Below are 12500 nucleotides of genomic sequence, written 5' to 3' on the forward strand. Positions count from 1 at the left end.
TTACTGAAAAAAACTCTTGAAAAATGGATAATATTGTATTCCTCTTCTGGGTTCCTATATCTCTGTTTTATCACTATAATAAAAATTAACAGAATATAATCAATCTTTTTTCATGTAGGTGATTCATACAATGGATACTCCAATCCAACAAAAACTTATGGAAATAAGCAGCTTTATTAGTAAGTTGCTAAGAAAAAACTTTGGGAAGGGTCCACTTTCCTGCCATGCCTTTGCTAAAAGCCGTTTTTTTGTTTTATACATACGAGAATTTCTTTCACCAATGGAAATTGTTTTAATTGAAAATAAGGACATCAACAATGTTAAAATTTCACGAGGTATTATTATGAAAACAATACTTACAGAGTTGAAGGGAATTCTCGAATTAGAATTTCAACAGTATGTGGGAAGCCTCTATCATGACTGGAACTATCTTAATAATACTGGCATGATTACTGTTGTTTTTGAAAAAGAAGTCTCATCCTTTGAACCAGTTGGGCAAATTCCAGAGTATAATGATTTTATTGATGAAATAGAGCGTTTAAGTATTTTAACTGAAAAAAAACCTGACAAAATCGAAGCTTTTCAAATAACTCCAAAGCTTCTTTTGGTGAAACGTTATGGAATATTAGTTCCAATTGAAAAAGCACTAATTCAAAACGGTTATGAACAAACACTTCTAGTTACAAAAGATAAGTTGGAAAAAACATATCTCTACCAACATGGGCGTTTTGAAGAAATATTTAAAAAGCCAATTACAGATATTTTTGTAGATTGGAATTTAAAAGATGATAGAAGTCTAACTTATTTTTTCTTAGCTAATTGAGTGTATAAAAAGGGTTCTCCTGAACCCTTTTATAATAGAGATTATAATGTGAAATGTTTCACTTTAACTAACAGGTGCTTGAGTTCAAGATGGATCGCTGAGGCGGTCTTTTTTGCTGTTGTGCTAACGTGGCAGGTTAGTTTAATAAGAAATGGCAATATTTTCATATATACCTAGAAATTCTATGCATACATATGATACCATTAGATGTAGGATGTTACGATAATTCTTCTAATACTTACGAAATGGATAATGAGTTACGGGAGTAAATAAAGTCTTTGATTTTAACAGTGAGAAGGGGAATGTATGAAGAAAGTAATGATTATTTGTATTTGCGTTGCATTTATATTTTTTGCGGGGTACCTATCCATTAAATTATATACATACAATAAGTTGAGTAACGTAAGGGAAAATATAATCAAAGAGAATCCCCAAATAAGCGAAGTGAAGTCGGTAAATAGTATTGGGCAATGGGGAGAATGGTTTTCCGAATACACTTTGGTGGTCGAAATTGATGGGAAAAAGTATCGTATATCGACAATGGGAGACGGTAAAATTACGGGTAAAGAATTGATAGAGTAACTGAACTAACGTGGCAGGTTAGTTGAATAGTGAAACATTTAAAGTTCAAATATGGTTATACTGAAACACTTAAATTATGTTAGTATTGTAATATAATGGGTTAATAATTTTTATTTGGTGTTAAAGGGGAAAGTAATTTTGAAGAACATATTAAAAACAAATAGTGGAATAGGCATAGGAATAGGGTTAATTTTTGGTTCACTCGCTCATCAATTTGGATATTTAGATAGTTTTCCTATCTTTATTGGAATGTTGATTTTAGTTTTTTCAATAGAACATAAAATTACAAACAAATTAAAAAATCAATAGTTTTTTTAACTAAGATTTTCAAGAGTTTATATTGAGTTGTTTCGGCCTATCATTTTCACCCTCAACTACCATGACAGTACAAAACAGTGAAAATATAAAAAAGACAATGCTAAAATGTGGAAATTATCCCTTCAATTAAAAAGTTAATTAAAGAAATACCCCTCACTAATGAGGGGTATTTCTTATTTATCTTGTGCAAGTTCTTTTCTATTGGGAGCAAGTGGTGGCTGTTCTAACCACTTGTTTTTCACCATGATTTCGAACCAGTTTTTTGTTATTGCTAATGTTTTTAGAATTGTTTTTTCATAAACTACAGCTAGGTCTGTTCGCATGGCTCCTGCTAGACCTGTCCCGTAATATACTTGAGCAGTTTGAGCCAAGAAACCCATATGATACAACATTAATTTATCTGAAAAAGGAGAGTCTTTTGACGTTGTAACCTCTGATTCCCACGACATTGGTACTGGTAAATTATCCTTGTGCATAATTTTTGAAAGGGCATGTATGTTTTCATCTGCCTTTTTTTCTAATTCCTCAAAAAACTTTCTTATTTCTTCAGATTTAGTGACTTGACTGAATCCGATTGAAAGAGTTTTTGCCATAATGCTCTTTTTAATGTTAAGAGAAATACTGATTATTTCTGTAGCAGATAAAAGTCTCCCTTTTCCGAAGAATCCATCAATAAAATCTTTGTTAGATATAAATTCAGGGCTTTCGTTAGGATAAAAATAGGGGTCTCGTTGGAATTTTCCTTTTTTAAGCAATAACTCAATGGTTAAATCGTACATACTTTTTGCATCATTATCACATGAATTGTAAAATTCCCGAAGGTCCTTTCTGACAGAAACACTTAAAGCAGTTGTATGACCCAACAAACCATGTAAAGTCATAATATGTAAATAATTTAAGCAGAATGTGTCAGTAAACAATCTCTTTGCACCTTTATTAAGGTCGGACTCAGTAAATCCAATAGGAACTGGAAATCCCTCTCTCTCAATGAAGGAAACAAGATGCTTCTTTTGCTTTTCCCATGTCTCAATGGCAATTTCAAAAACTTTTTTTATCGATTCGTCTTCCAAAATAGAAATCATATACCTATTTACTATCTCGGTCATAGTTCCGTTAACATACTCCCCCCATAGTGTTCCTATTTCGGAAGATGTAAGTTTAAAATTATCATTTTCCATTTGTTCTCACCTCTTCCGTATTTTTTACTGTTACAGAAATAGATATTCGTTTCCTTGGACTTAAACCTTTTAGATGATAATAGTTGAGAAGTTTCTTGTTGGACTAGCGGGTGCTTGAATTCAAAAGGGTAGAATTAAATTAATGGAAAATCAACCAAAGAAAAATTGTGTATAAATATTTGAACCATTGAATAAATATTCATTATATGTTAATATAACAATAGTTTAAATTCTTCTGAGTTTAGACCTCCTAAATGGACCTAGTCTAGACCACTAAGTTCAACTTTGACCTTTGATTTTATAGATCAGAGGTATTTTTTTGTTTGGATATTGTTAGAATTACTCTTTTGTATAGATGAGGTAGCAAAACGCCGAGTAATTTTAACGGCAAATTGTTCAATTAAAGAAGTTAGAAATTCGATCCTGTCTGTTTCAAAAAAAGTAATCAGGTCATTTGAAAGAAAAAAGTGGAGTAGGAAAGACATTGATGAACTTAAGGACTTAGTTTTATCCTTAGAACGATACCCATTTCCTTATTAAGCGAACAGGGCAGGTTAGTGTATAAAGTCCTGTTTTGTCCAACCAATACTGGCCAAATATTGGTTCAATTCATTTTCTGGAGGAGCAGCCTGAGCGACTGGAACATTGAACAGGAATGGAAAAGAAAGCAAACAATCGGACTAAAAGAGAAATACAATGACAGGAATTTATAACTCAGGGTCCGAATATTGTAATTAGATGTTGGAAACGGAGGTTAATTTCATGCCTAAAAAACGTGAAGTCTGTCTACATAGCTTGGAACAACTTGCACTTATTATCAAGGCAAAGTCTGGAACTATTTACTATAACCAAGCTGGGGGTTATTCTTGTTTACAACCTTCAATTGAAGGTGTACTTGCAATACTTGAAGATGATACAAAAGTATTATTGCAAACCCTTTCTAAGTATTGTTTAAACAAAACAAAGTTAACACTTGAAGATGCAAATTTCTTAGACAAATTACTTATGACTTACAACGCGGGGAAGTTTCTGTCAATAGACAGGAAAAGACTTGACGATTCAATGGAAGCTTGGCTTAATGTAATAATTGATTATGAAACATTAGATAAAACATTTCTGAATGGATTCGATGAAGATGAAGGAGTAATAACATGGAGTAATAGTGATTAAGTTGGCTAATACGTTTTACTAACGGGGGCAAGAGTTCAAGATTGATCGCTGCGGCGGTCTTTTTGCTTTTTGTGCTAACGGGGCAGGTTAGTGAAAGAACGAATTCCTAATCGTTACGATTGTGCACTATCAGTTAGTGTGCGATTTTTTGTCCAAAATGATAATCAGTAAAGAAGTGCCCTTGTGCAAATTATGCATGGGCACTTTATTTCAATAGATATCCATTTTTTCTTTTGCGAATTAGTAATTGTACCAACCGTTGTAATCGTTGTAGCCGCTATAACAACCACCACAACCACCACAGCCGCCACAACCGCCACAGCCGAAGCAGCCGAAGCAACTGAAACATCGGAATCCTCCACAACGAAAGCCACCGCAACGCATACCGCCGCAACGCATGCCACCACACATCATGCCACCACCACAACGCATACCGCCACCCATCATGCCACCGCAACGCATAGCACCCATTATGCGTGGATCCTGACTCTGAGTATCCATAGGAATTAACTGACCAACTTGGAAATTATCCATTCCCAAAGTTTGAAGTTCATTTTGAAAATTATGCATTTTTACCTCCCATGTTTATTTAATGATTAGGTTAAACTGACATCTAACAAGAGGATTTGACCGAAGAAATTTTGTCAGCTATTTGTAAAAGAGCGATACTAAGTGTGCACTCTTCAACAAAATATGATTCCAATTAGGTGGCTGTTACGGGTTTAAAAGCCTATTTACTAAGGGTGGAATACTACCCTTGTTTTGCATCGGAGTAGGATTGTGAAGTAATACACTTAAACTATCGGGTGCAAGAGTTCAAGATAGATCGCTGCGGCGGTCTTTTTTGCTTTTTGTGCTAACGGGGCAGGTTAGTTTAGTACATTTCTTCACAAAGTAATAGAAAGCCGATCTTCTCAATTTTGGAAAATCGACTTTTTTTATTATTAATTTTAAATGGGTTTGTCATATTTAAGCCTCAAGGACTATTCAATTATTTTATTTTGTTCAGTCGGTTGAGAGGTAGCTCCCAATTTAATTGTTCTATTCATTGCAACAGAGCTGTCCAGAACATTGTTCGAGAAAAGAAATCCTGTGGTTATAGGAATAATAAACATAAATATAGAAAGAAACTTTTCCCAAAAGAGGAAGGATAGGTATGATCATTAGAAGGATTAACGGAAGAAGAGCAACAACAAGGATTAGACTATATTGATTTCATTAATTTATCTAATGGTTTACGCTGCCTTTTTCTGCTTTTCTTTTTGACATAAAAGGGCAGCATTTGTTGGATTCATTTTAAAAGGGTAAATTTTCTAAAAATAAAACGATTAAAAAAACAAAAATTTGATATAGAGCTTGACATCATAAAAGAGACTAATGTAAAATGCAAATCGTAATCATTTCGTTTTATTGAAAGGAGGCAGTTTTATGAGAGTGAAAATAACTCTTCAATGTACAGAATCAGGTGACAGAAATTACATCACTACTAAGAACAAAAGAAGTAATCCTGAAAGACTGGAATTGAGAAAATATTCTCCTAGTTTGAAACGCTATACAATACATAGAGAAACGAAGTAGATATTTTGCAAAGTTATTTGTTAAGTCTATGGACATTAAGAATGTTCCGATGATTCATGGATAAGTATAATGTTTAAATCGTAATGATTTTGATTTAAGAGAAGTGGAAGGAATGATAAAATGAAAGATATTAAAATTCCAGTAACCGTTTTAAGTGGCTATTTAGGTGCAGGTAAGACAACATTATTAAATTATATTCTTCAAAACCGTGAGGGATTAAGAGTTGCGGTTATCGTCAATGACATGAGCGAAATTAACGTAGATGCCGAATTGGTTAAACAAGGAGGCGGGCTTAATAGGACAGAAGAAAAGCTGGTAGAACTAACCAATGGATGTATCTGTTGTACTTTAAGAGAAGATCTTTTAAAGGAAGTGCAACGTCTCGTCCAAAAAGGAAACATTGATTACATTGTGATTGAATCAACAGGTATTAGTGAGCCAGTACCAGTTGCTCAAACATTTTCTTATATTGATGAAGAATTAGGGATTGACCTGACAAAGTATTGTCGGCTAGATACCATGGTCACGGTGGTTGATGCAAATAGGTTTTGGCACGATTTTGCCTCTGGCGACCTGCTATTAGAAAGAAATCAGGCATTAAGCGAAGATGATGATCGATCTGTAGTGGACTTATTAATAGACCAAATTGAGTTTTGTGATGTTTTAGTCCTAAATAAATGTGATTTACTAGAAGAGGAGCAATTAAGACAACTGGAGGTATTTTTAAGAAAGCTCCAGCCTGAAGCAAAATTCCACCGTACCGTAAACGGAAAACTTCCACTTAAAGAGGTATTGAGTACAGGTTTATTTAATTTTGAAACAGCAAGCCAGTCGGCAGGATGGTTAAAAGAATTAGCAGCACCTGAGCATAACCCTGAAACGGAAGAGTATGGGATAAGCTCCTTTGTTTATAGAAGTTCGGTTCCATTTCATTCTGAAAGATTTAATCGATGGGTAGAGGAAATGCCTGAAGTCATTGTGAGGGCAAAGGGAATTGTATGGTGTGCAACTAGAAATGACTTAGCTTTATTATTCTCGCAAGCTGGTCCATCGATACAATTGGAGCCTGTTTCTTACTGGATAGCTTCTTTACCTTCTGAACAGCAAGCTCAGTATTTTGAAGAAAATCCTGAATTAAGAGATGATTGGGATGAAAAGTATGGAGATCGGAAAAATGAACTTGTCCTCATTGGAATCGACATGGATAAAAATCTTGTAAAAGCCTCTTTAGACAGATGTTTGTTGACCGATGAGGAGATCACACAAAATTGGAATGAAATGAATGATCCTTTTGTATGGACTATTACGACAGCAGTGTAAGATATCTTTTTAATAAAAACAAGTTTGTGAAAAAATGTATTTATGCTAACAGGTGCAAGAGTTAAAGAAGGGATCGCTGTGGCGATCCTTTTTGCTTGTGGTGCTAACGGGGCAGTTTTTGCTGAAGAAGGAATAAATCATATGGATGGCGAAAATAAAAGAAATTGTATTTTACTGTAAATAGGAGTGGTGTATCTGTTTTTATGGCACAAAATGAGAAGAAACAAAAAGAAATTGAATGTTATTTTGGTAACTATAGCTGTTTTTCTTATAACGGCTTGTAGCTCAGATGTCTCCAATAACGATACCAGAATCGTGCATTTCTCTTCAAAAGAAAAAGCATTTCAAAATTATATTAAAGAAGAAAATATTGATGGCAGTGTTGTTTTAATTAAAACAACAAAAGGGGACCAGCTGTTACTAACTCAAGTAGATGCAAATACATATTTTGTTGGGGAATTAAAAAAAGATGCAAATGGATATTATGCTGTCAAAATTACAAACAATACAATCTTAAACAACGAAGCATTAGGGATGGGATGGAATTTCAAGTCGAGCAACGGTAATAAATACTCTATTTTTTTTAACAAGACTAATGATAACTCCGAGTATATTTCAATACCGAATTGTGAATTCTATGTCCGTCTTTTAGTTGACGAAAATAAAAGGAAAAATGCAATACAAGAAGTAGAAACAATTAAGTAGAGTTTAGCATTAGATGAGGTAGCAATAATGACTTCCGACAATTATCACTCTGGCTGCCTTTTTCGACTTTGTGAAGGAATGTACTTAAACTAACTGGGTGCTTTAATTCAATTAGTGGTAAAGCGTTTTACTTATTCAACTAAGGACATTAAACAAGAGAATTTAATTATCCCTTTTAGAAATAAGAAATTTATAACACATAATGTCTTGGAAAATAGATGAAAATAATCATACATTCCAACATTATAGGGTGAAAAAAATGAATCAAAGCAAAGAAAGATTAACCTCATCAGAAATTGCAAATTTATGGACTCATTATATACGTGAGACAATGGGACTTTGTGTAATCAAGTACATGTTAAATACCATTCAAGACCCTCAGATACATCATGTTTTTCAAACTGCATATGGACTTTGTGAAAAGCATTTAAACAAACTGAAGAAGTTGTTTCATCAAGAAAATTTTCCTGTTCCTAAAGGGTTTAATGAAGAAGATGTTAATTTGGATGCCCCACCATTGTTTACGGATCATTTTTGCTTATATTATATTCACACGATGGCAATGCATGGGAGCCAATCTTATAGTCTGGCATTTACCCTTTCGATTCGCCAAGACCTTAGAAATTTTTATTACCAATGTAATATAGATACAATGGAATTATATAACCAATCCATTGAGGTACTTATAGCAAAAAAACTTCTTGATAGACCGCCTTATTATTCAACACCAGATAAGATTCATTTTATTAATACCCTTGATTATGTAACTGATTTATTAGGCAGCAAAAGAAGCATGAATTCTATTGAATGTGGTAATATCTATTTTAATATAGAGAAAAGCTTAATCACAAAAGCATGTCTTATCGCCTTTAAACAAGTATGTAAAGACAAAGCGATAATTAAGTTTTTAGAAAAATGTCTTAATGCAGCAAATAAACACATTGGGACATTTACAACGTTATTACTTAAAGAAGACCTTCATTTACCTCGTACATATGACTTAGAAATAACAAATTCAAATGTTGCACCATTTTCTGAAAAACTAATGCTGTTTCATTCGGGATTTTTATTTGCTGCAGCAATATCCTATTACGGTTCTGCTGCGATTTATAGTATGAGAGCAGATATTGTCATGCATTGTGAAAAGGCTATAATAGATGATTTGCTCATATATAGTAGTTTCGGTAAATTAATCATTAAACGAAACTGGATGGAGCAGCCCCCTAATGCTGATGACAGGAAAATCATTAATAAATGAAAAGATTTACTTACAAAGACAAGACGGTGATCCTATTCAAATAACGGGTGTTTTCCTTAAAGATATGGCTGCTTATTAAGGCTTCCTTTTCTTAGTGTGCCAGGCATGGCAACTATCTAGGTGGTGAAAGTCCACTGTGGGGGTACACATCAGCCAACCACTAAGGAAGCGCAAGGTACTTATCGTGAGATAAGGGCTGGAGGAAGCGTGGAATAAAATCTTGGCTCGACGAACAGAAATCTGATACTAAGGCTCTGCAAAGTGATTAGACTCCTAAGCAAGTTAAAGTCCAAAAGATGTGCGTAACTTTGTAGAGTAAATCAGGCGAGTAAAAGAGGAAAGATAGTTGCCTTACCCTGGGAGGTCTTGAGGATGTACAAAAGTACAGTCCTTTTGTTTATATTCGGGACCATATGGGCAGCGATACTGCCTCTTATTATCGGTATTTTCAGCGTTTCTTTAACACTCGGAATTACATACTTTATAACTGGTTATTATTCCATTTCCAATTTTTTGCCGAATATTGTGATGATGCTGGGGCTGGCAATCGGAGTGGATTATGCATTGTTTTTTGTCAGCCGCTTTCGCGAGGAATTAAAGCATCAGACTTCAGTGGAAGAAGCGGTAGCAATGGCGGCAACCACGGCTAGGCAGTCTGTATATTTTTCAGGTTTTGCTGTGCTAATTGGAATGTTTGGGATGTTATTTATTAAATTGCCTATTATTTATTCACTATGTTTAGGAGGGGTCCTCGTCGTTTTCTCTGCAATGACACTGTCTTGCACACTCCTGCCTGCCCTTCTGGGGATTTTTGGCCACCACATTAATTCCCTGAAAGTTTTTCCCGGAATTCAAAAAAGATTGGCAGGGTTGGGCAGCTGGTGCTGGAATTGCTGATTATCTAGATCAGCTTAAACAAACATTGGCAAATACTGATATATTAAGTGTTAGTTTAGTTGAAGAGTGGTGTTTAACTTGTGTTCAACAATCGGGCCAGATTGTGGAGTAACTCATGTATTACGTAGTAGACCTATACTGTGCAGCAACAATTCCTAATTGTGGAAAATATGAACAAAAATTCGTTAAGTTTTGTTCATATTTTAATATCAAAGTTTGTGATATTGTGAAGCTTTTCACTTAAAATAAAGGGCAGCTATCTATAGTATGAAAATCCACCGTATTCAACGTAAGTAATGATAACAAAAGTGATAGATTTCTATCTTTGTGGAAGCAATATCTAGGACCTGTGCCCAAAAACCATCTGTGGTATACTGAGTTAAACAAAGTAGAAATGGGTGTCAATACATGAAGAACGAAGAGATACTTGCTGTGCTGAAATCTCTGTCCAATGAGACGCGACTCAATATTCTTTGTTGGCTGAAGGAACCAGGAGAAATGAACGCGTACCTGCCCACGGCCATCAAAGAAGAATTTCCAGGCGGTGTATGTGTAGGAAGCATTCAAGAGAAGTCCGGCCTCGCACAGTCTGTTATTTCCTCTTATCTGTCTTCCATGCAGAAGATTGGCTTGCTTGAGTCACGCCGCTTCGGCCAGTGGACATATTACAGGCGCAATGAAGAAGCAATTGCTGAGTTTTTGGAACAATTCGCAGCTGGATTGCACGCAAAAGTGGATTAAGTTAATAATGTACGGCTTTATTATTTGCATATTAATCTATATATCTGTATATTCATTTTTATAGATTTAAAAAAACAGCGATATGAGGAGAGAGTACGATGAACTTATCCAAAGTAGCAGCACCAGCACCTTTATTTGAGGCTTTTGACGGCGGCAATCTGAAGCTAGAAAACCGCATTGTCATGGCTCCCATGACACGCTGCTTTTCCCCAAATGGCGTTCCGGGTCCCGATGTGGCTGGATATTATCGCCGCAGAGCAGAAAATGGTGTCGGTCTTATTATTACAGAAGGAACGGTTATCAACCATCCTGCAGCACCGGCCGACCATAATGTGCCCCACTTCTATGGTGAAGAAGCACTTGAAGGATGGGCACACGTTGTTCGGGAAGTACATGAAGCAGGCGGCAAAATTGCTCCACAAATCTGGCATACTGGCACGGCTCGCGAAAGAAAGAAATTTCCTGATTCAGATGCCGATCCAATCGGCCCATCCGGCTTGAGTCTGACTGGAAAACAAGTATCTGATCCGCTGACAGCCGAGGAAATCCGCGGTCTTGTTCAAAGCTATGCACAAGCGGCTGCAGATGCAAAGCGCATCGGTTTTGATGCGGTGGAGATTCACGGCGCACACGGTTATCTCATCGATCAGTTTTTCTGGGAAGTGACCAACAAGCGAACAGATGAGTATGGCGGCGATATGATTGGCCGTACCCGATTTGCGGTAGAGGTTATCGACGCGGTGAGAGCTGCAGTCGGTCCTGACTTCCCAATTATTTTCCGTTTCTCCCAATGGAAGCCGGTTGATTACACAGCAAAGCTGGCTGCAACTCCTGAAGAACTGGAACGTTTCCTTAAACCATTGTCTGAAGCAGGCGTCAATATTTTCCACGCTTCCACACGCCGTTTTTGGGAACCAGAATTTGAAGGCTCTGACCTTAACTTGGCAGGCTGGACACGCAAGCTAACTGGCAAACCAGCCATCACAGTTGGATCAGTTGGCCTTGATTCCGAATTCACTAGCTTGTTTGAATCAGGAAAAGGTGGACAAATTACCGGTATCGATAGCCTGATTGAACGCATTGAACGCGGAGAATTCGACCTAGTTGCGGTAGGCCGCGCACTCTTGAACGACCCGGCATGGGCAGTCAAAATTCGCGATGGCCGCAATGATGAACTTCAAGCATTTACCCGTGAGGCACTTGGTACGCTGAGCTAATCTGTGTTTTAGGGACAGGTTCCTATACTCATTTTTAAGGATTTATCTTATTTACTGAAAATTTAAAGGATGGGTTCCTCGTAAATGGGACATTAGATTCTATTACTCATTTAAAAGGCTCCACAGAGATAATTTTACTCTGCGGAGCCTTTATTTTGGATATTAATGCTCGTGAATCCGAGTCGCAAAGTGCCTGTCCCTGCGACCCGCCTAGTTTACTCGATTTCCTTGCTTAGTTGAACACAGTTTGGAAAGACTCAACTGGTGCTACAAGATTCAAATGCGATGTCTTAGAGGATTAGAACATGGATTCTCAATAGAATACTGGGATATAGAAGTTGATAATACTACCGAAAACATTTTATCAGTATGTCAATGCAGTAAATGTGAGAATGAAATATTGTGTACAAGATATTAATGCACAGTACAACGATACTATTCAATAGACTAATGTGATATGCAACAATCGGGCGCTTTTCTTGAATAAGAAGGCGTCTTTTTGTAGGGTACTGGATTCGGGAACAATACTTAATAGGGATTAGAGTTATATTAAGGTGTAGAAGAGATTGTGAAGGATTACACTTAAACAAACGGGTGCAAGAGTTCAAGATGGATCGCTGCGGCGGTCTTTTTCTTACGATTAGTCAATATCTTTTTTAATAAAATTATAGTTTTAAAGTGGACAGGGTAGTTTAGTCGTAATAATAAATAGG

Annotated in this window: 14 protein-coding genes; 11 read left to right on the forward strand and 3 right to left on the reverse strand. The window is 36.1% G+C overall.

All coding sequences use genetic code 11. From position 1 onward, the window contains the following. Nucleotides 1-130 precede the first annotated feature (130 nt). The 3 genes from PH210_RS27785 (at nucleotide 131) to PH210_RS27795 (ending at nucleotide 1714) form a co-directional block, all read left to right on the forward strand. A complete protein-coding gene (locus PH210_RS27785; protein WP_289989653.1) occupies nucleotides 131-823 on the forward strand; it encodes a Na-translocating system protein MpsC family protein in 693 nt (230 codons plus the stop codon). A 306-nt stretch (nucleotides 824-1129) separates the two neighbouring features. Beyond that, nucleotides 1130-1405: a hypothetical protein gene (locus PH210_RS27790; RefSeq protein WP_289989656.1), complete on the forward strand. Its 276-nt coding sequence runs from the start codon at nucleotides 1130-1132 to the stop codon at nucleotides 1403-1405. Between the two features lie 138 nt (nucleotides 1406-1543). Further along, nucleotides 1544-1714, forward strand: coding sequence for a hypothetical protein (locus tag PH210_RS27795; protein ID WP_289989658.1), 171 nt, complete (start codon nucleotides 1544-1546; stop codon nucleotides 1712-1714). A gap of 182 nt (nucleotides 1715-1896) precedes the next feature. Here PH210_RS27795 and PH210_RS27800 read toward each other — a convergent pair whose 3' ends face one another. Continuing rightward, entirely contained in the window at nucleotides 1897-2901 is a 1005-nt protein-coding gene (locus PH210_RS27800; protein WP_289989659.1) for a DUF3231 family protein, read from the reverse strand. A gap of 762 nt (nucleotides 2902-3663) precedes the next feature. Here PH210_RS27800 and PH210_RS27805 point away from each other — a divergent pair. Further along, nucleotides 3664-4071: a DUF6210 family protein gene (locus PH210_RS27805; RefSeq protein WP_289989662.1), complete on the forward strand. Its 408-nt coding sequence runs from the start codon at nucleotides 3664-3666 to the stop codon at nucleotides 4069-4071. A gap of 240 nt (nucleotides 4072-4311) precedes the next feature. On the opposite strand, the gene PH210_RS29995 is transcribed toward PH210_RS27805, so the two are convergent. Then, nucleotides 4312-4641, reverse strand: a complete 330-nt coding sequence (locus PH210_RS29995; protein ID WP_502306731.1) for a heterocycloanthracin/sonorensin family bacteriocin — start codon at nucleotides 4639-4641, stop codon at nucleotides 4312-4314. A gap of 413 nt (nucleotides 4642-5054) precedes the next feature. Next, entirely contained in the window at nucleotides 5055-5186 is a 132-nt protein-coding gene (locus PH210_RS27815; protein WP_289989666.1) for a hypothetical protein, read from the reverse strand. A 313-nt stretch (nucleotides 5187-5499) separates the two neighbouring features. Between PH210_RS27815 and rpmG the strand changes: the two genes are divergently transcribed. From rpmG to PH210_RS27850, 7 genes are all read left to right on the forward strand, one after another. Beyond that, nucleotides 5500-5649 (forward strand): 50S ribosomal protein L33, encoded by a 150-nt coding sequence (gene rpmG, locus PH210_RS27820; protein WP_289989668.1) that lies wholly within the window; start codon nucleotides 5500-5502, stop codon nucleotides 5647-5649. Between the two features lie 120 nt (nucleotides 5650-5769). After that, nucleotides 5770-6969 (forward strand): GTP-binding protein, encoded by a 1200-nt coding sequence (locus tag PH210_RS27825; protein WP_289989670.1) that lies wholly within the window; start codon nucleotides 5770-5772, stop codon nucleotides 6967-6969. A gap of 213 nt (nucleotides 6970-7182) precedes the next feature. Beyond that, nucleotides 7183-7674 (forward strand): hypothetical protein, encoded by a 492-nt coding sequence (locus PH210_RS27830; protein ID WP_289989671.1) that lies wholly within the window; start codon nucleotides 7183-7185, stop codon nucleotides 7672-7674. Nucleotides 7675-7933: 259 nt separating this feature from the next. Continuing rightward, nucleotides 7934-8932, forward strand: a complete 999-nt coding sequence (locus PH210_RS27835) for a DUF3231 family protein (RefSeq protein ID WP_289989674.1) — start codon at nucleotides 7934-7936, stop codon at nucleotides 8930-8932. A gap of 372 nt (nucleotides 8933-9304) precedes the next feature. Next, the gene (locus PH210_RS27840; protein ID WP_289989676.1) at nucleotides 9305-9829 is read left to right on the forward strand and encodes an MMPL family transporter; all 525 of its coding nucleotides are present in this window, start codon (nucleotides 9305-9307) and stop codon (nucleotides 9827-9829) included. A 408-nt stretch (nucleotides 9830-10237) separates the two neighbouring features. Then, the gene (locus PH210_RS27845; protein WP_289989678.1) at nucleotides 10238-10570 is read left to right on the forward strand and encodes an ArsR/SmtB family transcription factor; all 333 of its coding nucleotides are present in this window, start codon (nucleotides 10238-10240) and stop codon (nucleotides 10568-10570) included. Between the two features lie 182 nt (nucleotides 10571-10752). Further along, nucleotides 10753-11787, forward strand: a complete 1035-nt coding sequence (locus PH210_RS27850) for an NADH:flavin oxidoreductase (protein WP_289989680.1) — start codon at nucleotides 10753-10755, stop codon at nucleotides 11785-11787. Nucleotides 11788-12500: the final 713 nt, after the last annotated feature.

It is taken from the genome of Paenibacillus sp. BSR1-1 (genome assembly GCF_030403775.1).
Lineage (GTDB): Bacteria > Bacillota > Bacilli > Bacillales > Cytobacillaceae > Neobacillus.